This window comes from Psychrobacter faecalis, assembly GCF_016107575.1.
Lineage (GTDB): Bacteria > Pseudomonadota > Gammaproteobacteria > Pseudomonadales > Moraxellaceae > Psychrobacter > Psychrobacter faecalis.
The window spans coordinates 1-24,746 of the sequence record NZ_JABAST010000028.1; the positions used below are offsets into that span (position 1 = coordinate 1).

Below are 24,746 nucleotides of genomic sequence, written 5' to 3' on the forward strand. Positions count from 1 at the left end.
AAACCACAAAAATATCCCAAAAAAAATACCAGTCAGCGTTAACTGACTGGCATTACCCCGAAGGATGAGTTTTTTATAATCAGATTCTAATGTTTAGATTAGAATAAGTATTCTAGACCACCACCGATAGCTAGTGTTTTAGTCTCTTCACGATCACTGTCATTTTGACCTGCATAAGCATGCATAATCATGTTTGGTTGGTAAAAGTATTTACCACCAACAACGATTTGATCAGAGTCTACGTCGTTAAAACCACGTAGGTTTGAAGTGTTGTTATACTGAGCGTAAACAGTAGCTGGTTTAGCAAAATTCTGTAAACCCATAGCCGCGCTTAGAACAAAACCTTTCTCTTTTTCGCTACCAGCAAAATCAAAGTCAGCTACTTGGTATAATGCACCCAATGTTACTGGTACAGCAGCAAACTTAGACAAATCTACGGTAGCAGTACCACGGATAATGTCACCAGTAGCTACGTAGTTGTTACCAAGGTTTAAGTCTTTATCGTAAGCAACACCAGCGGTGAAGCCAGTACCTTGGTCAAACATAGCAGCAACACCAAAACCATCACCACTATTGTCATCTTCGTCAGCAGCATACATTGCTGATACTTGTAATGGAAGACCTTGATATTTAGGTGCCGTCCAGATCATTGAGTTATCAATACGACCACTGTCTACCATGTTATCATCAGAACCTAGGTTATCCCAATAGCCGCCATCAGCAGTAACAACGTTGTTGATACGATCTAATGATGATTGGTTACGACCAAAACGGAACTCACCAAAGTTTTTGTTGTTTAAACCTAGGAAAGTATCACGGCTTGCAAAAGTTCTGCTATCATCAGCATCAATATCAACGCCATACTCTAACTGATAGATAACGTCAGTGTTAGCAGTCATCGCTTCAGAGCCTTTAAAACCAATACGTGATGCATGAGAGTTAATTTGAAGAGAATCGCTATCTCCAGCATTACTTTCGATATCTTCATAATCTACAGTAACAAATGCTTTACCATATACGGTAGGTGCAGCTTGAGCAGCTGATACAGATAGGGCAGCGATTGCTGTAGCTAAAAGTAGTTTTTTCATGGGGGTATCTCCACTTTACAATTTTAGTAATGAGCGAGCTATTATTAGCCGGTGCCCAAAATGGTATCGTCACAAATCCTCAAAGATATAATGTGTAACTGGCTACCGAGATTAGTCAGAAACAAGTGTGGCGAAGTTCTATTACCGTAAGATGAAAAAAACCATGACTTACATAACTGGGATTAGAATCGTAACTGCCATGTAAACATTGGTCTTTATCGCTCTGTTGCGTAACATCCGTTACCAAACTCATACTTCGATTACAAGCATAACAACTTTGACATAATTTGCAACATATTTTTAAGTCTTTCATGACGAAAAATTCTAAAACCCATATTTAATCTAAGGTTTAACGATTGTTCAGATAAAAACAAAAAAAACACCCCTACTCGCCATTGGCAAATAGGGGTAACTTTTATAAATAAATAAAAGAAATACATTGCTTTAAATGTGCTTGAGTAATACTAAGTATTGAAGGACTACTTAACCATGGATAAGTAGCCCTTTAATGGCTTTTACAAATAAGGAGCTAGCAATGCGTATTGGCTTTTAAGTCTAAACGCGCTTGATGCAATAATGGCTCAGTGTAACCACTTGGCTGCTCACGACCTTTAAAGACCAAATCGCAGGCAGCTTTAAAGGCGTAAGAATTATCGAAGTTATTCGCCATTGGCTGATAGCCATTATCGCCCGCATTTTGCTCATCGACGACTTTTGCCATGCGCTTCATGGTATCCATGACTTGCTCTTCGCTTACCACGCCGTGATGCAACCAGTTAGCGATATGCTGACTTGAGATACGCAAGGTTGCACGGTCTTCCATTAGACCTACATCATTGATATCTGGCACTTTAGAGCAGCCAACACCTTGGTTTACCCAGCGTACGACATAACCTAGGATACCTTGAGCGTTATTATCAAGCTCTTGCTGCTTTTCTTCTTCTGTCCAGTTGCTATCTTTAGCCAATGGAATGGTCAAGATATCATCTAAGCTGGCACGCTCACGGGATTTTAGGCTATCTTGTACATCGGCAACATTGACCTCATGGTAATGCATGCTGTGCAAAGTAGCGCCCGTTGGGGATGGAACCCAAGCTGTGCTAGCGCCCGCTTGTGGGTGCGCTATTTTGCTTTCCATCATCTCTTTCATCTCATCAGGCTTCGCCCACATGCCTTTACCAATTTGAGCGTGGCCTTGTAGACCGGTCTCTAAACCGATATCGACGTTCCACTGCTCATAAGCGGGTTGCCATGCTTGCGATTTCATATCGCCTTTACGGACAAAGGGCCCAGCGTTCATACTGGTGTGCATCTCATCACCCGTACGGTCTAAGAAGCCCGTATTGATAAAGATAACGCGCTCTTTTGCTTGGCGAATAGCTTCTTTTAAGTTAACCGTCATACGGCGCTCTTCATCCATCACACCAATTTTTATGGTATTACGCTCTAAACCTAATAAGTCTTCGGCGGCGTTAAACAAATCGTTCGCCATTTTGACTTCTTCAGGGCTGTGCATTTTTGGCTTAACGATATACATCGAGCCCTTGCGCGAGTTTGATAGCTCGTTTTTACCTTTTAAATCATTTAAAGACAATAGCGGAGTAATCAAACCATCCATTAAGCCTTCAAAAATCTCTTCTTGACCGTTACCCAAATCAACCAAGATAGCCGGGTTTTGCATTAAATGACCAACGTTACGAATCAATAGTAGCGAGCGACCTGGTAAGATAAGTGTGCCGCCATCTGGCGTGGTGTATTCGCGGTCTGGGTTTTGTTTACGCGTACGAGTTTTACCACCTTTTTCAAAGGTTTCTTGCAAGTCGCCATTCATCAAACCAAACCAGTTGCGATACACTTCTACTTTTTCTTCGGCATCAACGGCAGCGATTGAGTCTTCGCAATCTTGAATCGCCGTGATAGCAGATTCAAGTAATACGTCTTTGATGTTAGCTGGATCGTCTTTACCCACTGGATGGCTGCCATCGATTTGGATTTCAGCGTGTAGGTTGTTGTTTCTTAACAAAATACCAGTTGGGCTTTCAGCCTCACCGACAAAACCTGCAAACTGAGCGGCATCTTTTAATTCAGTGCTGCTATCGCCTTGCATAACTTCAAGCTTGCCATCGACAACTTTAAAGCCAGTGGCATCAGTATATGAGCCTGATGCCAATGCAAAGTTTTCATCTAAGAATTTTTTGGCATAGGCGACGACAGCGGCGCCGCGCGTTGGGTTATAGCCACCTTTGGCTTCTTGTCCGTTTTCATCGCTGATGACATCTGTGCCGTACAAGGCGTCGTACAAGCTGCCCCAACGCGCGTTGGTTGCGTTCAATGCATAGCGGGCGTTACGGACTGGTACCACCAACTGCGGGCCTGCGATATGGGCAATCTCGTCGTCGACGTTTTGGGTGCTGACTTTGAAATCATCACCTTCTGGTAATAAGTAGCCGATTTCTTGTAAAAACGCTTTATAAGCTGGGTAATCAATATCGCCATTTTTGGCAGGATTGTCGAGATGCCACTGGTCAATTTGCTGCTGAATTTTGGCACGGGTCGCGAGCAGCGCTTTATTACGCGGCGTAAATTCTTTAATAACCTTTTCAAAACCTGACCAATAGCTGTCTGAATCAACACCGACTTTCGGCAGCACTTCGTTTTCAATAAAATCGAACATCTGCTTATCGATGGCAAGAATGCCTTTTTGAATACGATTGGCGTTAGAAGACTGGCTCATATTGTTATCCTTATCTGTTCGTGAAGTGTGTTAATCCCGGATTGCTATTATCTATATTGCTACTATTTAGAGCAGTGCAAAACCAATGCTAGGGCGCTAAGCGTTACTTTTTGCGCTGGCATGGATAGTTGATATAATACCGATTGGCTAGCTATTAACTGATAATAATAGTAAGACAAGATATTCTAAAAGCAAAATCTCATCCTACTATCAAATAATGAAATAAACAAGGAAAGACCATTCATTAAGTAAATACTTAGGCTGTCTATAAATGATACCCTATAAGCCATATGGCTTTAGGTACGGTAAATAGTCTGCTTAAGCGCTAGAATTGAAATGATGTATAAACCTTGAGTAATCATTACTATATCAAATTATGCTTAATAGTTATCTGTTAAGCCAAAGCACTTAAAAGTACCAAGCTTACCTGATTATCTATCATGCCAGAAATGCCAAGCGCCATTAAAAATATTTGCCGTTATAGTCGTTATAATAGCTCTCACTCTTAAGCCTTTTTATTATTGTTTAATAAATACTGCCTTACATCTACTCTTTAAAAAGTCCGAAAAACTATGACTATTACTACCCAAAATCTTGCAACGCTAACTCAAAATAATGACGCTGACCAAGACAGCACTCAAGAAGACAGTGTCGATATCGCGCAATTAAGAACGCCACTAAAAGTAGACCTATCGCCTATTTATGAATTTTTAGGCGCACGTACCACGCAGGCTTGGGTCGATGCTGCCCTTGCGGATTTGCCGTTAATCATTCAAGACCATGCCAACTGCGAAAAAAAAGCGGCTGGTACGGCGATGAATTTAATCTTTCGCTATGAGTTTTCTTATGACTTACAGCGCAAATTGGCACAATTGATACGCGAGGAGATGCTGCATTATGAGCAAGTGCTTGGCATCATGAATGAGCGCGGGCAAGCATGGAAATATCTGAGCGCTGGACGTTATGCCAAAGGTATGCTCAAGCATAAACGTACCTACGAGCCAGCGGCGATGGTAGACGTCTTAATTATTGGGGCATTTATCGAGGCACGTTCTTGCGAGCGTTTCGCCGCATTGGCGGAAGTCATTAATGATGAACGATTGGCGAAGTACTATCGCTACTTACTTAAATCAGAAAGTCGCCATTTTGAAGATTATTTGGCATTGGCGCAGTCTTTAGCTGAAGATAATATTGACGAGCGTGTCGCCTTTTTTAAAGCAGTTGAAGCAGAGCTGATATCAAGTCCAGATACCGAGCTACGCTTCCATAGTGGTAACCCTGCTTAATTAATTAAGCATCTTATTAATTTTCGCCTGAAATAAAAAAGGTTTAACCGTTAGCGTATAAATTCTTGCTAAGGGTTAAACCTTTTTAAATCTTACTACTTAAAGCGACACTATAAATTTTACTTAAAGCGCCACTATAAATTATCCGTTTCTTATTTTATTGTTCTGAAAGCCATTATTTATCGCTTTCGGTTATCGAAGTATCATATTGTTTGTGATTTTTTACCACATGATGGGGATCGTGGTCATCCGTCAACCGTTCTGCTTCTGCCGGATTGACCTTTTGCAGGGCATCGTCAGGTACAATACCATTATTGTCATCGGCATCTTTTAGATTAGAGTTGTTTTCTGGATGATTCAACTTTTGCTGATGCATATCAACGTTCCTATCGTTAACGTCCGTAGCATTAACGTTCTTGTCGTTTTGTATAGTCATAGGCCTTCTCTTTATAATTATTAGTATATAAAAAATAGCTATCTATATTTGCTAGCACTCTTAGCCTCGCTAAACACCTTTCATCTTAACTACTAGAAGTCTTTTTCGTCAGGATTTAACACGCGTGTTTGCGCATTATCGACATTGGCATAGCGATTTAAATCGTTTATATCATTACTTTTGGCCGCTTCAGGCATGGTGGTATGCTCATTTATCCCTTCGTCGAAAGCATTACCTTCTTGATCGCGGCGATCTGGCTGACGCGCAGGATTGTCATTTTTGTTTACATGCTCTGTTTCTATCACACCTTCTTTAAAGGTATCGGTACCTTTATTAACTCTGGTATTATCTTCGATTTCATCATGAGCAACAGATGAATGAACCTCATTCTCTGTAATAGCGGTTTCTCGAATATCAGTCTCCTGAATACGAGTTTTGGTTAATTCAGGATCTTTGGTTGGCATATCTTTGGCTTGCATCATAATGTCCTTATTGTTTTTTAAATTATTATTTTTATCGTTATGGTAAATTCGCTTATCGTTCTCACGTTTACTCATTATTCTTTTGAGACAAGTCATAAGCGTTTAAATCAGCAACGTTTTTACCACCAGGTGGCAAATCCTCTTCTTTACGTGGGTCTACATATACTTCATCGGTTTCCTGTGATGCTTGCTCAGGTCCATCAATATCCGGCTCGTACTTTCGACCTTTGTAACTGTCTTTAGGATTTTTTGGCTTTAATGCCGCTGGATCATCAATTAGTACCGGTTCTTCATCATTAGGTTGGGTAAAGTCTTTCATGGCGTGTCCCTCGCGTTTGGTGTAGAGCAGCAGATTAGTTTTATTATTTATCAGTCCGCAAATCATCTTCGATAAAAGGCGTTTTTTGCGCTTCGCTTAGATTTTCAGGTTTATCGACTTGCTTGTTATCGGTTAGGTTTTTTTCGATTTGTTGGCTATCTGCTTGTTCTGCCGCTTTTTTTACATCAGATGTGTCATTATTGGTATTACTCATGGTGCAATTCCTCTTATTTGTAATTTATTTATAATAAAATTGTACTAGCTATAATTAGCTTATCCTTGCTCGCTCTTTATAAATTATTGATATATAGACTGCTGTCTATCAGCTATCAGAGACAAGGTATAACTTAATTATAAGAATAATTTTTGACTGCTCACCAGTGTACTGCGGTATCAATGTGTGAATAAATGTGAGGTTAGCCGACAGTTTGTAACTTGCTTTTCATCAGTGCGCTACTTTTTTGGTAATTTATTCCGCAACTTTATAAGCGCTGTTAAACAAAAAAACCAAGACCCGATAAATACGGATGCTTGGTTTTTATTTGGGCTTTTCAATGCTTATTGAATCGAAAAAGGTTGTTGAAAAATAGTCTAAGTTGACTCGCCAACGCCATTAATGACCTTTAATAAATGCTCTTGTGCGATATGCGGCGTTTCATCTGCCGCTGGTTGTAATTGCTGCCAAACGCCATTACCGTCAAGCGTCCAAGCCTGAGTATTGTCTTGTAGATAGTTGATTAAACCATCTTGATAAATTTGCTTAAATAGCTTTTTGTCTTCGATTGGGAACGCCACCTCAACGCGGTGGAATAAGTTGCGGTCCATCCAGTCGGCGCTGCCGCAATACAAGCGCTCATCGCCAGCATTATAAAAGTAATAAATGCGCGTATGCTCCAAAAAGCGCCCAATCACAGAACGGACAGTGATATTTTCGGACAGATCCTTTACCTGCGGGCGCAGACAGCACATGGAGCGCAAAATCAGCTCAATCTTAACGCCTGCCTGCGACGCATCATACAATTTATCAATCAGTCGGCGCTCGGTCAGCGCATTGACCTTGATGATAATATGAGCGCGTTTGCCTGCTTTGGCTTGAGCAATTTCATCATCGATAAAGCTCATGAGCTTTTCATGCAAGGTAAACGGCGCATGTAGGAGTTTTTTTAGATTGGCCGGTTTACCCATGCCTGTTAGCTCTTGGAAGATTTTGTGCACGTCTTCTGAGATATCAGGATCGGCGCTAAATAAACCATAATCGGTATAGACTTTGGCATTGGCAGCATGATAGTTGCCCGTACCGAGATGCACATAACGACGAATTTTATCGTTTTCACGGCGAATGATAAGCATCAATTTGGCGTGGGTCTTGTAACCGACGATACCGTAAACCACCACCGCGCCTGCTTCTTGCAGATAATTAGCCACTGCGATATTTGAGGCTTCATCAAAACGGGCGCGTAACTCGATAACCGCCGTGACTTCTTTACCATTGCGTGCCGCCGCCGCTAGGGCTTTAACGATTTCTGAGTTGGTACCTGAACGATATAGCGTTTGCTTAATGGCGAGCACTTTTGGGTCACTTGCTGCCTGCCATAATAGATTGATAATCGGCGAGAACGCATGAAACGGATGATGAACCAAGACATCGCTCTTACGCATCGCGGCAAACATACTGGTCGCTTTATCGAGCTTATCAACTTCACGGCGGAACGGTTTGGGGACGACATGGGTAAAAGGCTGATAACGTAGCGCGGGGATATTAAAGTCAAACAGCAAGCGTGTTAAGTTCACCGGCCCATTGACGCGGTAAAGTTGATTGTCATGCAGCTCAAACTCATTGAGCAAATAATCGCTAATCGGCGCTGGGCAATCGGTAGTGACCTCTAAACGCACCTTGTCGCCAAAGCGGCGGTTTTCAAGCTCGCCCTCTAGTGCCTTGGCAATATCATCGACATCCTCTGCTAAATCCAAATCGGCATTGCGCGTTAGTCTAAACTGATGGCAACCCGTGACATTCATCCCCGGGAATAGCTCACCGATATGCTCATGAATCACCGCCGATAGCATCACATGATGCTCTTTACCACCCGTCAGCTCATCAGGCAAACGAATGACACGCGGCAAGCTGCGCGGCGCTGGTACAATGGCGAGATTGATATCACGACCAAAGGCATCTTTGCCCTCTAACGTGGCGATAAAGTTTAAGCTTTTATTCACCAATCTCGGAAATGGATGCGCCGGATCAATGCTAATCGGGGTCAAGACTGGTGAAACTTGCTCGGTAAAATACTGCTTCATCCACGCCGATTGCTCAGGAGTTAGCTCGTCACGCTTTAAGTAGCGAATATCTTCTTGGGCAAGGGCTGGCAGGATATCTTCATTTAAAATGCGGTATTGCTCGCTGATGGCTTTATGAGTGACAGCAGATATTTCTCTGAGCACCTCGCTTGGGCGCATACCATGAGCGCTGGTTGAGACATCACCCATATTGAGTTTTTGCATGATACCGGCGACCCGAATCTCAAAAAACTCATCCATGTTGGAAGAGAATATAATGAGGAAAAACAAGCGCTCTAACAAAGGATGGCGCGGACTGGCGGCCTGCGCCAGCACCCGCAGATGAAACTGCAATAAAGACAAATCGCGATTGATATAGCTGCTCGGCGAATAGCTGCCATCGTCGAAACGCTGCCAATCTATTTCGCTCAAGCTCTTGGTCGAGCTTGCCGTTAGCTCTTCTTCTGTTTTGACCAGATTCGTGCTGAGTTCACTATCCGTTTTTGTACTAACATTAATACTATCGTTAATTTCATGATCGTTATTTTGCTTATTAACCATCTCTGCCACCTTTTTAATCCTTTACGTGATCGATATGCCGTCATCTTTTACTTTTTATGAACGCTATTTAATGCCAACCGACAATTTAAGCTAATTACATGCTAAGCCAATCGTTTTCTAAGCGGATTGCGGTAAGACGGCATTTTTCATGCGTTTTTTAATGATACGTTGTTTGTTGCGCAAGCGTTTGTCACTTTGATGACCTTCGTAGTATTTTGGATTGGTCAGCATGGCGATGAGCAAAGCCGATTCGTCACGATTTAAGTCGGCCGCTGATTTATCAAAATAATGCTGGGCGGCAGCTTCAACACCATAAATGCCGTTACCAAACTCAGCGACGTTGAGATAAGCGGTCAAAATGCGCTGCTTATCCCAAAAGGTTTCTATCATTACTGTGATAATCGCTTCTTCAGCTTTACGGGTATAAGAGCGATGCGAGGTAAGAAATAAGTTTTTGGCCAATTGCTGGGTAATCGTTGAGCCGCCCGCTGACATTTTGCCGGTTTCTTCGTTCTTTTTCTGTGCCGCCTTAATGCCTTTCATATCAAAGCCATTATGCTGGCTAAAGGTCGAATCTTCACTGACAATCGCTGCTTGTTTGGCAGATTTGGCAATGGCGTCATACTCTGCCCACGTTTGCGTGACCGTGCCGCCCGTTAAACGATGGGTCAGCATAAACATGCTATTATTAATCGGCTGGGTCTTCCAAATCAGTAGCAGACCTGCGACCAATATGTGAAAAGCCACCACCAACAACATGAATGCCAGTAATAAGCGTTTGAGAAATGTGCCAAAACTTGCCATGCGAGCGATATCCAAGTAGTTAAAAATATAGTCAACATAATAAACTGTTAACCCTAACGCGTTAATCATAAATAGCAGGTCATCTTACCTAATCTCACAATCGCTGTCATTATTTACCCTATTTCTTTATTATGTAAATACTGCCAAGTGCTACGAATACTTTTCTTTAAAAATTTAAAACTAACGCTTGGCGATAAATAGATATAAGAATAAGAGTGTAAATATGGCTAATAATACAGTAGCAATGTTACGGGCACGCATGATTGCCGCCAATCCCAATCTTGGTACGGCTGAAAATCAGGATAAATGGTGGCTACTCGGAACAACTGGCTGTCATCTTTGTGACATCGCGGAACAGTTGCTTAGCCAATTTCAAGCGGTGCAGCCGATACGCTATCAGTATGTTGATATTGCTGATTTTGATGAGGTGCTGATGATGGAGTTTGCTACTACGATTCCTGTGATATTGACGCCATCAAAACGCTTGAACTATCCTTTTTCAGTGTTGGATTTGCAGCAATTATTAGCAGCGTCATAAAACAGACAACGTAAAAAATGATAATAATGAGAAACTTATGAAAGATTTAAAGAAAATAACGGAAATTGAGGATTTGCGCCGTGTTGCCGAGCGTAAAGTACCACGGATGTTTTATGATTATGTCGATTCAGGCTCATGGACTGAGACTACTTATCGCAACAATGAAACCGACTTTGACCGTATTAAATTGCGCCAAAGGGTTCTGGTCAATATGGAAGGGCGCTCGCTTGCCACGGATATGCTGGGCTCAAAAGTCAAAATGCCCGTTGCTATCGCCCCAACTGGCTTTACTGGCATGATGTGGGCCGATGGTGAGATTCACGCCGCACGGGCAGCGGAGAAATTTGGCGTGCCCTTCTCGCTTTCAACCATGAGTATCTGCTCTATCGAAGATGTCGCAGAAAACACTAGTGCGCCGTTTTGGTTTCAGCTCTATGTGATGCGCGATCAAGAGTTTATGGCAAACCTGATTCGCCGCGCTAAGGCGGCCAATTGTTCCGCGCTTATCTTAACCGCGGATTTACAAGTGCTCGGACAGCGCCATAAAGATATCAAAAACGGTCTATCTGCGCCGCCAAAACCTACCCTTGGTAATATATTGAATCTCATGACCAAGCCGCAATGGTGCATGAATATGCTCGGCACCAAACGGCATAGCTTTGGTAATATCGTCGGCCATGCCAAAAACGTCGAGGATATATCATCGCTCTCGGCATGGACGGCTGAACAGTTTGACCCAGCGCTAAGCTGGGATGATGTCGCGCGCATTAAAGATATGTGGGGCGGAAAGCTCATTATCAAAGGCATCATGGAACCTGAAGACGCCATCATGGCTGCTCGTAGCGGTGCCGATGCGTTGGTGGTTTCAAACCATGGCGGCCGTCAGCTTGATGGGGCGTTGTCTTCCATTGCCGCGCTCGCTGATATCGTGCAAGCGGTACGAGCGGAAAATAGCAATATCGAGATTTGGCTCGATAGTGGTATTCGCTCTGGTCAAGATGTGCTCAAAGCACTCGCTGTAGGCGCCAATGGTACAATGATTGGTCGCGCGTTTTTGTATGGGCTTGGCGCTTATGGCGAAGATGGCGTGCGCCGTGCGCTAGAGCTTATTTATAACGAGTGTGATATCAGTATGGCGTTTTGTGGTCATACCGATATCAATCAAGTGACGGATGACATTTTGGTTAAAGGCACTTATGAGAATCTTAAAACTCATGCTTATTAAAAAGCCAGTCCTTATTAAACAGCCCAGCTTTATTAAATATTGATATATTCAGTTCGGTGTGAAAAGGATATGTCCAAAATAGCTTGCTGCTTGAATAAATTTTTCTTGCTTGCTGTGTGCTTCGCACTCCAGAGGCTGCGAAAAATTTATTCTAGCAACCCTATATCGTTTTGCAGTTGAATCGACTCTAACCCACTTATGGGTGACACGCCCTAACCCTAGCCTTTATACTCTACTCATCACTTTTTATTGATAGTTTGCGTTTATGACCATTCAACAATTATTAAAAACCGCGCCCGTCACCACTTTGCTATTAATAAGCTTTATCGGCTTATTTATCATTCAGGTGCTGACTGGGGTCGATGCCAATAATCCATCGACCGAAGCATTGCTAAAATGGGGCGCCAATGCTTTGCCTTATACCATGGATAATGAACCATGGCGCTTGGCAAGTAGTGCCTTTTTACATATCGGTTTGATGCATTTATTGTTTAATGGTTTTGCCATGTATTTCTTTGGGCAAATCGCCGAGCCGATGTTTGGCTCAGCGAAGTTTTTGGCGTTGTTTTTACTGGCGGCAATCGGTGGTAATTTACTGAACAATTATGTCACGTGGCAAGGTATTTTGGATGGCACTGGACAACCCGGACTATCAGCGGGCGCGTCTGGAGGTATCATGGGTATCGGTGCCGCGCTATTAATAGCCGCGCTATTTAAAATATCAGTCAATGGCATGGTGCTCAATCTTAAGAGCCTAATCATTATTATGGGCATCAATTTGGTATATGGCTTTGCCGTACCGGGTATTGATAATGCTGGTCATATTGGCGGCGCGGTCACAGGATTGGTGATTGCATTGGCGTTTGCCATTGCCTACCGTCAGCGCTTGGCTGCTACGCTACAGAATATGCCTAGCCGAGCGCAAGACATTTATCAGACTACTTATATCAATTCTCCGACAAGTAGTGATACTGACTTTTCTATCCCTACTTCTAACCACGCTCCTCGCTTTGATAATGAGGGTAATTTTGATAATAACAGCAGTTTTAATCACGACTCTGCTGTAAACTTACCCTTAGATAGCTATGCTAATCAAGCAGCCCTTAATCACAGCAAAATTAACGAACAACAAACAGTGACCAAATCGACGTTTATTTGGCAATTGCTACCGTGGCTGGTCATGCTGCTGATCAGTATTGGTTTTATATGGTGGTGGCAAGATATTCATCAGCAAATACTACAAGTGCTCGCCGCCATTGAGTAAAATGCCAGACTTATTTATTATTCTATTTATCGACTCTGTTTTTATCATTTATCCCACCCACTTATGAGAGCAAATCATGTTTAAATCATCAGCGCTATCGAAACCGTTGACGCGCACTGTCCTTAGCGCATTGACCGCCACTGCCCTATTTAGTGTCGCCAGCATCTCTAACGCCGCCCTCTTTAAAAACAACTTACCAACTGATAAAGATGCCATTTTAAGCGTCGGCGTCAACGTCATGGCAGTCAAGTCGGCTTATGATTTGGAAGACAGCACCGACATAAAAGTATTGCCGGGTGTGTTTTATGATAACAACAGAATCTACGCACGCGGTGCGCAAGCGGGCGCTTATATCATCAATGATGGCACCAATCAGCTAGCCGCTTATGCTCAGCTCGATGGCAGCGAGTTCGACCCTGACGATGCAACTGGCGCCCTGCAAGGTCTTGATGAGCGTAAAGCCTCAGCCGCTGCCGGTCTATCCTATCTGCGCCGTACGCCTGTTGGTGGTTTCCGCCTGCAAGTCGCGACTGACGTGTTAGATAAAAGTGGTGGTAATACAGCGCGCTTGACCTATCTTGCTAAAATTACTAAAGATAAGCTGACCGTCTATCCAAGCATTGGCTTTGAGTATCATGATGCTGACTACAATAACTATTATTATGGCGTTAGTGCGCAAGAGGCAGCGAAGACAGGCGTCGCTGCTTATGAGTCAAATAATAGCTTAAACCCTTATATCAATATTAGCGCTAATTATGACTTTAATGAGCGCTGGGCAGGATTTGCCAATCAAAGCTTAAGCTATCTGCCAAATGAACAATACGATAGTCCAATGGTTGACTCGCGTACGGATGCCACGACGACGCTAGGATTGCTTTATAAATTTTAGTTAAGCACGTATATGCAATAAAAAAAGACCTTGCCACATTATATGACAAGGTCTTTTTTTATCTAACTCTATTAACCTGCTAAAAACTAGCCTTTAAGCTTTTTGATAGAGGCAACATTACAGCCTTTATAAAGGATTTCACGGCTAGCGTTTTGGATATTAGCCGATGATTTATGATAGTTATTCAAACGCAGCGCACCCGTCATAGTACTAAAGTTGTCTTCATCACCAAACACGGTATCGACATCGTCAGAACGACCTAAGTTAATTGGTAAAAATCTTTTTTTGCCATTTAGATTGGCTTCTGCAAAGGTCGGTAAATACTCTTTGTTAAAACCGTAAGTCACGCTGATTTTCTTATCGCTTTGGCAAGTATAGTTGACTTGTCTAATTTTAACAGCGGTATCATAACTCTCGCTTGGCTCCATCACTTGGTCCGAGTAAGCCATGGCAGAACCAGAACCCAACATCGCCATCATAATACCCGCTGATGATAGAGCGGCAGTTAACTTTTTCATAAATTACCTCAATGATATAAATAGAATAGTCATAGATAAGAAAAATATGGACGTTAGCGGCGAACTATTTTTAGTTAGTCTAATCGTTCGCTCTTATTATCTTTGTCGTGATTTAAAATTTTTTTTAAAACTTTCATTCACGAGCCCTTATCTATACACATATTCTAATTAAAATTTTTGTTTGCGCTGTTATAACTATTAGTATGCTTGTTGTCTGAGCGTAAGACATTGTTGCGCGCGATGTATGCGCCTTAATTCATAGGCAAAAAAAAGACCCTGCTCATTCCTCTATAAAGGATGGCAAGGTCTTTTCAAATAACTGACTTCTCAGTGGAACAAATATCACACTGCTACAAGGAAGATGAGCGCAAATTGCACCTGTCGTACATTAAGCGAGTCTGACACCGTAGCAGGTCGTTATTCGGTCAACGACTTAAGAAGGATGCACCATATCAGCAGGGGTTACCCACTCATCAAACTGCGCTTCAGTTAATAGTTCTAGCTCAACGGCAACTTGCTTCAAAGTTTTGTTTTCTTTATAAGCAGTCTTGGCGATTTTTGCTGCGTTTTCATAACCGACATGACGGTTCAAAGCAGTCACTAGCATTAATGAATTATGCAAGAAGTCATCGATTTTGTCTTTGACTGGCTCAATACCAACCGCACAATTTTCATTAAAGCTATTGCACGCATCACCCAATAGCTTGATAGATTGCAACAAGTTAAAGGCAATCACTGGCTTATAAACGTTAAGCTCAAAGTTACCTGACGCACCTGCCATGCTGATGGTGACGTCGTTACCCATCACTTGCGCGACGACCATGGTCATTGCTTCTGACTGGGTTGGGTTTACTTTACCCGGCATGATAGATGAGCCTGGCTCATTTTCAGGAATCGTCAACTCGCCTAGACCACAGCGAGGACCTGATGCTAACCAACGGACGTCGTTAGCGATTTTATTTAAGCTGCCAGCTAGCGTTTTGAGTGCGCCAGAAGCAAATACTTCAGCATCACGAGCGGCTAGCGCTTCAAATTTATTTGGTGAAGTGACAAACGGTAAGCCTGTTAATTCAGCCAATTGCTCAGCCGCTTTTACCGCATAATCAGGATGGGCGTTTAGACCTGTACCAACCGCTGTGCCGCCTAGTGGCAATTCATATAGACCTTGTAGCGCGTTATCGATACGAGTTAATGAATGGTCAAGCTGGCTGACATAACCGCTAAATTCTTGACCTAGGGTCAAAGGCGTCGCGTCTTGCAAATGGGTACGACCAATTTTAACGATACTATCGAATTCTTTGGCTTTAGCATCTAACGTATCGCGCAATGCTTTTACCGCTGGGATAAGCAGGCTATTGATCTGACGAGCAGCAGCAACACGAATCGCGGTTGGGAAGCTGTCGTTGGTAGACTGTGCATGGTTAACATGGTCATTCGGGTGAATCGGCGTATAGCTGCCGCGCTCATTGCCAGCGATTTCGTTAGCACGGTTGGCCAATACTTCGTTCATGTTCATGTTTGACTGGGTACCAGAACCTGTCTGCCATACCACCAATGGGAACTGATCCGTTAGACCGCCGTTGATGACTTCGTCAGCAGCTTGCACGATTAAATCGCGCTTATCGCCTTCGATACGCTCAAGGCTCGCATTGGTAATCGCAGCGGCTTTTTTCACTAATGCCATTGCTTCAATCATCGGGCGTGGCAAGGTCTCGCCACCGATTTTAAAGTTCTCACGGCTACGCTGAGTTTGCGCACCCCAATAAGCGTCAGCTGGGACTTCCACGTTGCCCATGGTATCTTTTTCGGTACGAGTTGCCTGATTCTGTGTCGACATAACTACCCTCTTTGATGGTTTGTTGTATAGCTGCTTTGAAAAAAGTGCAACACACGCTGCACATAAAGGAAAATACGATGTAAAGTGGCGTTATGATAGCATGACTTATCACAAATTTCTCCAAGTCCGTGAGGCTAACTGATGTCTAAAAACACCGGCCAACAACATTCTGCTACTGCATTATCTGATTCGCTTTCTAAGTTATCGGCTGATGACGCTCACTCAAAAAACGATGTCAAAACCGCTGATAGCTTGGCTAATCCACCCAGACGACAATTTACCCGCCAGCGTCGGCAATTAACGGCTGGCGAGCGTAGACGATATGCGCACATGGCAAGTTTACATTTAATCAAGTTGCAACAGCGCTTACCTCCGCATGCGCGTATTGGCTTATATTATGATGGCTTTGGTGAGCTGCCCACTCAGCCACTGTTGGACTGGATTATACGTTCGAATTATCAGCCGTATCTGCCAGTGGTTGGTTCGCTAGGTCGTACTAGAAATGGTAATGATGATAAACGTCTGCGCTTTGTGCCTATTTATCAGTCGAAACTGCTGAATATACCGACGCGCATTCACAGCTTAGGTATGAATCAAAACCATCATCGCAGGTTATTATGGGCACGAGAGTTAGACGTCATTATCTGTCCATTAGTGGCGGTTGATAATAGCGGCAATCGTATGGGCATGGGTGGCGGTTTTTATGATACAACGCTTGGTAAAAGCCATCAGGCAGGGTTAAAAAAACCATTGAAAATTGGTTGGTGCTATGATTTTCAAGTGGTTGAGCAATTAGAACGTCAACCATGGGATGTACCATTGGATGGCATAATTACGCCAAGTGGCTTGAGGTGGTTTAAACGAAATCAGATTACAAGCCGCCATGACAAAGCATCTAGCGCTGATAGTGTTGATACGTACTTACGAGCATCGGGAGATGATGACGCTAGAGAGAAGCTCTACTACAGTCAAGAACAATCCTTCAACTCCGACGAATTAGCAAAGGTGGTTAATGAGAAACGCTTAAATGAGTTGCTGGCGCAAAGTGATGAGTTTTTGGCTAGTTTAACTGGTGAGATTGGGGATTTTGAAGATGACAATAAAGACCCATAAAGGATTTGCAAAGTCAACAATGAGCTACTTTCGCTCAAAACCACTAAGGGTAGTTTTTACTATCTTGTGGATCATTTTCGTCGGTCTTATTATCACGTTAGGTTTTAGCACAGATCCCTATTTACTTCACGTTCAGAATATTCCTCCTCCGCACCCCTATCCTATAGAATTAGTCGTTATATTAATAATGGCGATGCTGTTTCACTTAAGCCTACTGGTAACTATGGATGTATATATGGATAGTCGCTGGAAGTTCTTCGCTATGCTGTTGACTAGCATTTTATTTTTATTTGGTTTCGGTATGATGGCGATGCATGCACCGCCGTCATTAGGTGGAATGATTTTTTGGACATTCCTGTCATCTTTACTATTTTTATTGCTTTGCTTTCGGCAGGTCTGTTTATTTTTTTTAAGGCGATTTTTTCGTAGAGAATCAGTTTAATAACAAGGTAATTGATATTTTAAAGCTGGGTTAAAAATCTAGCCTACACCAAACTCTACTTAACTTTGATAGCTTTACAACACCATCGCCGCAATCCAGCCAAATACCAATAACGGAATATTGTAATGGATAAAGGTCGGTACCACACTGTCTTTGATATGGTCGTGCTGACCATCAACGTTTAGACCAGAGGTTGGTCCAAGCGTCGAGTCTGACGCAGGCGAACCGGCATCGCCAAGCGCGCCAGCTGTACCGATAATCGCCACGGTTGCTAAAGGTGAGAACCCTAAAGAGATACATAGTGGTACATAAATCGCCGCCAAAATAGGAATAGTTGAAAAAGACGAACCAATACCCATGGTCACAATCAAGCCAATGAGTAGCATAATAAACGCAGCCATCGCTTTATTACCTGCAAACAACGATGCCGCACCATCAACCAACGGCTGAATCTGTTCGGTCGCTTTCATCACTTCGGCAAAACCTTGGGCGGTAATCATAATAAAGCCAATCATCGCCATCAATTTGATACCGTCATTAAAAACGGTATCAGCATCACGCCATTTGACCACGCCGGTTGCCATAAAGACGCCAAAACCAAACATTGAGCCGAGTAATAATGAATCGGTATAGAGCTGTACGACAAAGGCTGTGACGATAGCAATTAGCGCGACGATGGTTTTCATTTTACTTTGCGTTTGGGCATCGGCAGCTGTTTTGCTTAACGCGTCTTTTTCTACTACCGCATCGCGAGCCTCTTTATCAATGGCTAATTGGGCATACTGGCGCGGCTTACGATAGCTGATAAATACCGCCACTAGCAAACCAACGAGCATACCAAGTGCCGGAATCGCCATAGCTTTGGTGACCGAAATATTCGATACATCAATACCGGCTTCACCGACGTTTTTAAGCATGATTTGATTAAGATAAATATCGCCAAAGCCATAAGGGATAAACATATAAGTGGTCACCAGACCAAAAGTAATCAGACAGGCAATTAGGCGTCTATCGATTTGCATGCGATTAAAGGCAAGCAATAAAGGCGGTACAAGCAGAGGAATAAAGGCGATATGAATCGGGATTAAGTTTTGGCTAAAGCAGCTCATGGTGACGAGCCCTGCAAACAGCATGTATTTAATCATGCCGCCTGCACCTATACCTGCCCCGCCAGCATCAATGCGTTTAATCACCGCCCCTGCCAAAGACTGCGGTAAGCCCGAATGCGCAATCGCTACCGCGAAAGCGCCCAATAAGGCATAAGACAACGCGATTTGCGCGCCATTACGGATACCTTCTTGAAAGGCATTCAAGGTATCGGTCATACCAAGACCCGCAATCAGCCCACCTGCCAGCGCGCCGATTAATAAACTGAGTACCACGTGTACCCGCGCCAAAGACAGGCCTAGCATGATGACTACCGCTAGTAGCACCGCATTGATGGTCATATTCTCGCCCCTTACCCTATGTTTTTTGGTCCGCTATTGACTATTGGCACGCTATTATCACATTGCCGACCTATTTATTTCGCCCTAGCGTTTTAACTCACACGTTAACCCATATAGTTGCTATTTGAACGGAGCGGTTAAGACGCGCGTCATTTTACCTGATTTTAGCTATAAATCCCACGCGCAAAACTGAGCAGACAGGAGCGACCCTGCAAATAAAGACGCAATATTGTCATGATTGTCATGACGGCTCGTCATATAGCCTTGCAATTTCATTTAGCAACACCATTTATCTAAACATGAACCACTAACTTGACTTTACAAGTCTGGTGAACGAGGAAGAATATATGAGTGAACATAAAATTGCCCAAGACAATATCGACATCGATGTCGACGTTTCATCTAACGTTGCTGATGATAAGGCGCTAAATACTTCATCTGACGATACCTTAGAAAACGTCTCGGCGTCTGAAACTATTCAAGACAGCGCTGAAGACATCGAAGCTGAAAACGTTAAGGCAAAAGATGGCGAAGAGAGTTATCTGCCGCTACTAGCATTGCGTGATGTGGTTGTTTATCCGCATATGCAAATTGCCTTATTTGTCGGCCGTGCGCCGTCGGTAAAAGCCGTGGAATTGGCACAAGCTGAGTATGGCAATAAAGTATTGGTCGTGGCGCAAAAAGACTCGCTAACCGAAGATATTGATCAAGATAACTTGTATCAGTACGGAACGGTGTGCCGCATCGTCAGCACTATGCCGCATGATAGCGATGAAAATTGCATCAAAGTATTGATCGAAGGTCAATACCGTGCGCGCGTTGATAATATTGAAAATCACGACGAGCTATTGATGGCAAGCTTTACGCGTGCTGATCTCGATATCAGCATGAGTGAGAGCCAACAAAAAAACACCATTCAAGCCTTAACGACGTTATTTGAAGGCTATGCCGATGCTCGTCTGCGTAATGCTCGTGAGCTAACTCGCGTGGCGAAACGCATCGATGATTTGCTTGAGCTGGTATATTTTATCTCAACCCGCGTGTCGATGGATTTGGATATTAAGCAGTCGTTCTTAGAAGAAGACGATATCAAAACCCACATCAATACCTTGACCGAATATCTCGTTAAACAAAGCGCTGAGCAAAATATCGAGCAAGATATCCAAGATGCCGTTCGTCAGCAAATGGAAGACAATCAGCGCGAATACTTCTTAAACGAGAAGATGAAAGCCATCAAAAACGAGCTGTCAGATATGAATGACGGCGCGTTCGATGAAGATGATGTGGCTGAGCTTGAGCAGCGTTTAGAAGATGCTGACTTGCCAGAAGATGTGCGCAAAAAAGCCGAGCAAGAGCTGAAAAAACTTAAAATGATGCCGCCTGCATCGAGTGAATCATCAGTGGTGCGCAACTATATTGAATGGATTTTGGATACGCCGTGGAATGCGACGACCAAAGTGTCTATCAATTTAGATAAAGCGAAAACTGTCTTAGACGAAGACCATTATGGCTTGCAAGATGTGAAAGACCGCATCTTAGAATACCTTGCCGTACAATCGCGGGTGAAAAAACTGCGCGGTCCGATTCTTTGTTTAGTCGGTCCTCCGGGTGTCGGTAAGACCTCATTGGGTGAGTCAATTGCGCGCGCAACGGGTCGTAAGTTTGTACGTATGGCACTTGGTGGCGTCCGCGATGAAGCGGAAATCCGTGGTCATCGCCGTACTTATATCGGTGCGATGCCAGGTAAAATCGTTCAATCACTGGCGAAAGTCGAAGTTAAAAACCCGCTATTCTTATTAGACGAAATCGATAAAATGGCGCAAGACTTCCGCGGCGATCCAGCGTCAGCATTGCTTGAAGTATTAGACCCTTCACAGAACGATACCTTTAACGACCATTATTTAGATATGGACTTAGATTTATCGCAAGTGATGTTTATCTGTACCGCTAACAGCATGGATATTCCACCTGCCCTGCTTGACCGTATGGAAGTCATTCGTCTGCCGGGTTATACGGAAGAAGAAAAGGTCAATATCGCGCAGAAATACCTTGTACCAAAAGCGATTAAAAATAATGGCCTGAAAGAAGGTGAAATTGAAATCGTTGAAGCGGCATTGCACAGCATCGTGCGTAGCTATACGCGTGAAGCAGGTGTGCGTAACCTTGAGCGTGAAGTCAATAAAATCTGCCGTAAAGTGGTTCGCGGTTCGGTTGAAACCCATGGTGCACGTGCTCCGAAAAAAGCCGAACGTGAGCTGGTAGTAGTCGATGACAAAAACATCGATGACTATTTAGGTGTGCATCAGTACGACTACGGTCTAGCAGAAGAAGAGCCTGAGATTGGTCGCGTGACTGGGCTTGCTTGGACACAAGTCGGTGGCGAGCTATTAACCATCGAAGCGGTGGCGATGAAAGGTAAAGGCGAGCTGAGCTTTACAGGGTCACTCGGCGATGTAATGAAAGAGTCGATTCGTGCTGCCATGAGCGTAGTACGTGCCCGCGGTGACAGCTTAGGGATTGATTACGAGACCTTTAAAACTACTGACGTCCACGTGCATATGCCAGAAGGCGCGACCCCGAAAGACGGTCCATCGGCTGGTGGTGCGCTCACGACAGCGCTGGTCTCTGCCTTGACGGGCATTGCCATTCGTCCAGATATTGCGATGACAGGCGAGATTACCTTGCGCGGTAAAATCCTACGTATCGGTGGTCTCAAAGAGAAGCTGCTAGCTGCGCATCGCGGTGGCATCAAGCACGTCTTGATTCCAGCGACCAACGAGCGTGACTTGGCCGATATCCCTGATAATGTCAAAGAAGGATTGACCATCCAGCCAGTAGCGACGATTGATGAGATATTAAAAGTAGCATTGGTCAGTATGCCAGTGCCGCTGAAACCTGCCAAAGTGACGGTTGATAAAACCTCAGGCAAAGCGCTGCATAACTAATCTGATTAGTTACTAATCCAGTCTTACAAATTAAAGAGCCGCTCATCGTCATGATGGGCGGCTCTTTTTTGGCAATAATAAAAAACAATCTCTCTAAAACTCTGTGCTATATTTTAAACAAATGTTTATTTTGTAATAGCCATAATGTTAAACCATCTGATTTCAAACCGCTTAATTCTATCCTTATTGCTCGCTATCTCTTTTCCGGCAGCGCTAATAGGTTGTCAGTCTAATATTGCAAAAGATAATTCTACACCTGCTAACTCAATGGTGACTGGCTTTAGCACTTCTGCTCCCATACTATCTGAGCAAGTGATAAATGTTGAAAGTGTCAATCGCTTTGATTGGAAGCTGGTGCGCCGGATAGACAATCAAGGTATTGTTAATGATGTCGATACCGTGCCGCCGTTAATGCTTGATGTACGTCCGAGCAATTTAGTTTTTAAATATGACTGCCAGCGCTACCGCTTAAACCATGATGGTTATCAAGATTACACTTACAGCTCATACGGCGTAACTACCATTACGCAGCCTTCTTGCTTAATAACTGATAAACAAGCAGCTAGCAATATCCTTCACTATTTAGAACAATTATTTCCTGAATATGGCAGAGGACGTTTTAACCTTAGAATCACTTCACCATCTACACAAACAAAATCAAAACCGTTTTCATTTTTGAATAAACTTACTCCAAAAAAACCAACGTCTTATGAGCTGATCTTAAATGTTCAGGACAAGCAGCTCATATTTGAAGGTACACTTAAGACCTTACGACCAGTAACGGGACTACCCATTACTTATGAGTTTCTAAAAGAATATCAATGGCGACTAGTAAGCGCGGTCGATAGCAATAAAAACACCATCATTGAGCTTAGTCGTCCAGATTTTCCAGTGACTGCCTACTTTGCTTACCCACTATATAACGATGAGCATCACGTTGGCTTTAGCTCTGATTGTAATGGTGTTGGTGGTTCTTACATTTTGACGCCTGACAATAAATTGTTGATTGGTTCAAGCCCGCAAACTATGATGGGATGTAGTCCTAAACGTGAAGCTGCTGAAGATAAAATTCGTGAGCTTGAACAGTTAAGCAAAAGCCAATTAATCTTACAAAGATTAGCAAATACGAATCTCGACTCCTCAAGCTTACCCTATTATCTACTGACGCAAAAACTCGAAACAGGTGAAACCCTCATTTGGAAAAACGAAGTAAAGAAAACACCTTAGCCTCTATTCATTTTCATATTTTTTAAAAAGGATTTTACAATGCTGCTGCCAACTATAAAGCGCTCATTAACTATTATCAGCTTGTCTGTAGCAGTGGGATTAATGGGTTGCCAGTCTGCGCCATTGAATAGTACCCAGCAGACCACTATCGTCAACACACCTATTACTAAAGATAAATCTAACTTTACTGACCAGATAGTAATTAAAGAATCACAAGTAATGCAATGGGTAGCTCATTATGACTGGCAATTGGCGCAAGTAATTCATCAAAACGGTAACATAGCCGATATCGAAAATTTTGCACCGATTACCTTAGCAATAGAACCCAGTTCAATAAGTCTGCATCAAGGCTGTGAGCATTATAGAATGGATTTTCATGCGCTGTCCGCGCCGCCTTATCCCTATTATTCTCATCTTACTAAAGTACCCACAACTTGTCATGACGACAATAATACTGATACTGCAATTAAAGAGGATAATAGTATTCAATCGTTATTTGTTAAGTACGCACCTGTTAGGCTTAATTTTGAGTTATTGCCAACTTCACATTTAGCATCACAATCAGCGCCAGTCGCTATACAAGCTGCCCCTAAACGTTTGGCACTTAATATCGAAAATGGTAATCGCTTAATTTTTATAGGTTCAACTAAAGCATTGGCAACTCCCGCTGGATTGCCCATTACTAACGAGTTATTAGAGCAGTATCATTGGACGCTGGTGAGTGCCGTCAGTAATACTTATGATGCAAAAGGGGAATTAACTAGAAAACCTTTGGGCAATTTTTATCACCCAGATCATCCTATTTCAGCGAGCTTTGAAAGTTGGCCTAACAATCAGTACGCATCCTTTAGCTCAGGCTGTAACGGCGCGCGCGCGCCTTATTTTTTACTCAATGATAATACTTTCAAAGTCGGCACTATTATTAGTACTGTAATGGGCTGCGGTGAGACAGGCAATAGAATCGAGTCCGCTTTGTTTGATTTGATGCGTGATAGCAGCAGTCAGCTAACATTAAGCTTACAACCCTCACAGCCAACATCGCCAACAGCAGATAATCAGACCGATATGCCTCGTTATAATTTATTGCAAACGATGGCAACAGGCGAAACCTTAGTTTGGCAAAACGAAGTAAAGAAAACGCTGTAAACCTTTTTCAAACGCATACGTTATTTACATTTATTAACCGATTGTTGCGCATTTAATGAATAGTTATATTTAAACCTTGGCTATACTGATTGCGACATTAAGCAATGTTTGAGTATTTTAATAAAACAATAGACATTCATCACAACAAATAAATATAAATGGAGATA

20 protein-coding genes are annotated in these 24,746 nt (G+C 43.1%); 9 read left to right on the forward strand and 11 right to left on the reverse strand.

What is annotated here, in order from left to right; translation table 11 throughout:
- Nucleotides 1-98: 98 nt before the first annotated feature.
- A complete protein-coding gene (locus JFC07_RS09260) occupies nt 99-1,088 on the reverse strand; it encodes a porin (protein WP_198328908.1) in 990 nt (329 codons plus the stop codon).
- Between the two features lie 529 nt (nt 1,089-1,617).
- Nucleotides 1,618-3,822, reverse strand: a complete 2,205-nt coding sequence (locus JFC07_RS09265; RefSeq protein ID WP_198328909.1) for a malate synthase G — start codon at nt 3,820-3,822, stop codon at nt 1,618-1,620.
- A 572-nt stretch (nt 3,823-4,394) separates the two neighbouring features.
- On the opposite strand from JFC07_RS09265, the gene miaE reads away from it, so the two are divergent.
- The gene (gene miaE, locus JFC07_RS09270; protein ID WP_227678295.1) at nt 4,395-5,108 is read left to right on the forward strand and encodes a MiaE family protein; all 714 of its coding nucleotides are present in this window, start codon (nt 4,395-4,397) and stop codon (nt 5,106-5,108) included.
- A 175-nt stretch (nt 5,109-5,283) separates the two neighbouring features.
- On the opposite strand, the gene JFC07_RS09275 is transcribed toward miaE, so the two are convergent.
- The 6 genes from JFC07_RS09275 to mtgA all read right to left on the reverse strand — a co-directional run bounded on the left by JFC07_RS09275 (nt 5,284) and on the right by mtgA (nt 9,987).
- Nucleotides 5,284-5,544: a hypothetical protein gene (locus JFC07_RS09275; protein ID WP_156508523.1), complete on the reverse strand. Its 261-nt coding sequence runs from the start codon at nt 5,542-5,544 to the stop codon at nt 5,284-5,286.
- A gap of 92 nt (nt 5,545-5,636) precedes the next feature.
- Nucleotides 5,637-6,026 carry a hypothetical protein gene (locus JFC07_RS09280; RefSeq protein WP_227678294.1) on the reverse strand — a complete coding sequence of 130 codons (390 nt, stop codon included), beginning with the start codon at nt 6,024-6,026 and terminating at the stop codon, nt 5,637-5,639.
- A 67-nt stretch (nt 6,027-6,093) separates the two neighbouring features.
- The gene (locus tag JFC07_RS09285; RefSeq protein ID WP_102077667.1) at nt 6,094-6,345 is read right to left on the reverse strand and encodes a hypothetical protein; all 252 of its coding nucleotides are present in this window, start codon (nt 6,343-6,345) and stop codon (nt 6,094-6,096) included.
- A gap of 43 nt (nt 6,346-6,388) precedes the next feature.
- Complete coding sequence (locus JFC07_RS09290; RefSeq protein ID WP_198328910.1) at nt 6,389-6,559, reverse strand: hypothetical protein; 171 nt, start codon at nt 6,557-6,559, stop codon at nt 6,389-6,391.
- Between the two features lie 377 nt (nt 6,560-6,936).
- Nucleotides 6,937-9,183 carry a polyphosphate kinase 1 gene (gene ppk1 / locus JFC07_RS09295; protein ID WP_227678293.1) on the reverse strand — a complete coding sequence of 749 codons (2,247 nt, stop codon included), beginning with the start codon at nt 9,181-9,183 and terminating at the stop codon, nt 6,937-6,939.
- 117 nt (nt 9,184-9,300) lie between these two features.
- Nucleotides 9,301-9,987: a monofunctional biosynthetic peptidoglycan transglycosylase gene (gene mtgA / locus JFC07_RS09300; protein ID WP_198328911.1), complete on the reverse strand. Its 687-nt coding sequence runs from the start codon at nt 9,985-9,987 to the stop codon at nt 9,301-9,303.
- 223 nt (nt 9,988-10,210) lie between these two features.
- Here mtgA and JFC07_RS09305 point away from each other — a divergent pair, with 223 nt between their 5' ends.
- The 4 genes from JFC07_RS09305 to JFC07_RS09320 all read left to right on the forward strand — a co-directional run bounded on the left by JFC07_RS09305 (nt 10,211) and on the right by JFC07_RS09320 (nt 13,903).
- Nucleotides 10,211-10,525, forward strand: a complete 315-nt coding sequence (locus JFC07_RS09305; RefSeq protein ID WP_102077664.1) for a glutaredoxin family protein — start codon at nt 10,211-10,213, stop codon at nt 10,523-10,525.
- Nucleotides 10,526-10,562: 37 nt separating this feature from the next.
- Nucleotides 10,563-11,750: an alpha-hydroxy acid oxidase gene (locus JFC07_RS09310; protein WP_198328912.1), complete on the forward strand. Its 1,188-nt coding sequence runs from the start codon at nt 10,563-10,565 to the stop codon at nt 11,748-11,750.
- A gap of 265 nt (nt 11,751-12,015) precedes the next feature.
- Complete coding sequence (locus JFC07_RS09315) at nt 12,016-13,014, forward strand: rhomboid family intramembrane serine protease (RefSeq protein ID WP_198328913.1); 999 nt, start codon at nt 12,016-12,018, stop codon at nt 13,012-13,014.
- Nucleotides 13,015-13,090: 76 nt separating this feature from the next.
- Nucleotides 13,091-13,903, forward strand: a complete 813-nt coding sequence (locus JFC07_RS09320) for a MipA/OmpV family protein (protein ID WP_068407158.1) — start codon at nt 13,091-13,093, stop codon at nt 13,901-13,903.
- Nucleotides 13,904-13,989: 86 nt separating this feature from the next.
- Here JFC07_RS09320 and JFC07_RS09325 read toward each other — a convergent pair whose 3' ends face one another.
- Nucleotides 13,990-14,421 carry an ACP-like domain-containing protein gene (locus JFC07_RS09325; protein ID WP_068407161.1) on the reverse strand — a complete coding sequence of 144 codons (432 nt, stop codon included), beginning with the start codon at nt 14,419-14,421 and terminating at the stop codon, nt 13,990-13,992.
- Nucleotides 14,422-14,854: 433 nt separating this feature from the next.
- Complete coding sequence (fumC, locus tag JFC07_RS09330) at nt 14,855-16,258, reverse strand: class II fumarate hydratase (protein WP_068407164.1); 1,404 nt, start codon at nt 16,256-16,258, stop codon at nt 14,855-14,857.
- A 141-nt stretch (nt 16,259-16,399) separates the two neighbouring features.
- Here fumC and JFC07_RS09335 point away from each other — a divergent pair, with 141 nt between their 5' ends.
- Nucleotides 16,400-17,371, forward strand: coding sequence for a 5-formyltetrahydrofolate cyclo-ligase (locus JFC07_RS09335; protein ID WP_193032201.1), 972 nt, complete (start codon nt 16,400-16,402; stop codon nt 17,369-17,371).
- Nucleotides 17,372-17,887: 516 nt separating this feature from the next.
- Here JFC07_RS09335 and JFC07_RS09340 read toward each other — a convergent pair.
- Entirely contained in the window at nt 17,888-19,261 is a 1,374-nt protein-coding gene (locus JFC07_RS09340; RefSeq protein ID WP_068407169.1) for a Na+/H+ antiporter family protein, read from the reverse strand.
- A 347-nt stretch (nt 19,262-19,608) separates the two neighbouring features.
- Here JFC07_RS09340 and lon point away from each other — a divergent pair, with 347 nt between their 5' ends.
- The 3 genes from lon to JFC07_RS09355 all read left to right on the forward strand — a co-directional run bounded on the left by lon (nt 19,609) and on the right by JFC07_RS09355 (nt 24,579).
- Nucleotides 19,609-22,206: an endopeptidase La gene (gene lon, locus JFC07_RS09345; protein ID WP_156508525.1), complete on the forward strand. Its 2,598-nt coding sequence runs from the start codon at nt 19,609-19,611 to the stop codon at nt 22,204-22,206.
- A 144-nt stretch (nt 22,207-22,350) separates the two neighbouring features.
- Nucleotides 22,351-23,433: an META domain-containing protein gene (locus tag JFC07_RS09350; protein WP_068407171.1), complete on the forward strand. Its 1,083-nt coding sequence runs from the start codon at nt 22,351-22,353 to the stop codon at nt 23,431-23,433.
- Between the two features lie 39 nt (nt 23,434-23,472).
- Nucleotides 23,473-24,579 (forward strand): META domain-containing protein, encoded by a 1,107-nt coding sequence (locus tag JFC07_RS09355; protein WP_068407173.1) that lies wholly within the window; start codon nt 23,473-23,475, stop codon nt 24,577-24,579.
- Nucleotides 24,580-24,746 lie beyond the last annotated feature (167 nt).

Coding starts and splice junctions, on each gene's coding strand:
- JFC07_RS09260 (WP_198328908.1), bottom strand. CDS start 1,088: ATGAAAAAACTACTTTTAGCTACAGCAATCGCTGCCCTATCTGTATCA.
- JFC07_RS09265 (WP_198328909.1), bottom strand. CDS start 3,822: ATGAGCCAGTCTTCTAACGCCAATCGTATTCAAAAAGGCATTCTTGCC.
- miaE (WP_227678295.1), top strand. CDS start 4,395: ATGACTATTACTACCCAAAATCTTGCAACGCTAACTCAAAATAATGAC.
- JFC07_RS09275 (WP_156508523.1), bottom strand. CDS start 5,544: ATGACTATACAAAACGACAAGAACGTTAATGCTACGGACGTTAACGAT.
- JFC07_RS09280 (WP_227678294.1), bottom strand. CDS start 6,026: ATGATGCAAGCCAAAGATATGCCAACCAAAGATCCTGAATTAACCAAA.
- JFC07_RS09285 (WP_102077667.1), bottom strand. CDS start 6,345: ATGAAAGACTTTACCCAACCTAATGATGAAGAACCGGTACTAATTGAT.
- JFC07_RS09290 (WP_198328910.1), bottom strand. CDS start 6,559: ATGAGTAATACCAATAATGACACATCTGATGTAAAAAAAGCGGCAGAA.
- ppk1 (WP_227678293.1), bottom strand. CDS start 9,183: ATGGTTAATAAGCAAAATAACGATCATGAAATTAACGATAGTATTAAT.
- mtgA (WP_198328911.1), bottom strand. CDS start 9,987: ATGGCAAGTTTTGGCACATTTCTCAAACGCTTATTACTGGCATTCATG.
- JFC07_RS09305 (WP_102077664.1), top strand. CDS start 10,211: ATGGCTAATAATACAGTAGCAATGTTACGGGCACGCATGATTGCCGCC.
- JFC07_RS09310 (WP_198328912.1), top strand. CDS start 10,563: ATGAAAGATTTAAAGAAAATAACGGAAATTGAGGATTTGCGCCGTGTT.
- JFC07_RS09315 (WP_198328913.1), top strand. CDS start 12,016: ATGACCATTCAACAATTATTAAAAACCGCGCCCGTCACCACTTTGCTA.
- JFC07_RS09320 (WP_068407158.1), top strand. CDS start 13,091: ATGTTTAAATCATCAGCGCTATCGAAACCGTTGACGCGCACTGTCCTT.
- JFC07_RS09325 (WP_068407161.1), bottom strand. CDS start 14,421: ATGAAAAAGTTAACTGCCGCTCTATCATCAGCGGGTATTATGATGGCG.
- fumC (WP_068407164.1), bottom strand. CDS start 16,258: ATGTCGACACAGAATCAGGCAACTCGTACCGAAAAAGATACCATGGGC.
- JFC07_RS09335 (WP_193032201.1), top strand. CDS start 16,400: ATGTCTAAAAACACCGGCCAACAACATTCTGCTACTGCATTATCTGAT.
- JFC07_RS09340 (WP_068407169.1), bottom strand. CDS start 19,261: ATGACCATCAATGCGGTGCTACTAGCGGTAGTCATCATGCTAGGCCTG.
- lon (WP_156508525.1), top strand. CDS start 19,609: ATGAGTGAACATAAAATTGCCCAAGACAATATCGACATCGATGTCGAC.
- JFC07_RS09350 (WP_068407171.1), top strand. CDS start 22,351: ATGTTAAACCATCTGATTTCAAACCGCTTAATTCTATCCTTATTGCTC.
- JFC07_RS09355 (WP_068407173.1), top strand. CDS start 23,473: ATGCTGCTGCCAACTATAAAGCGCTCATTAACTATTATCAGCTTGTCT.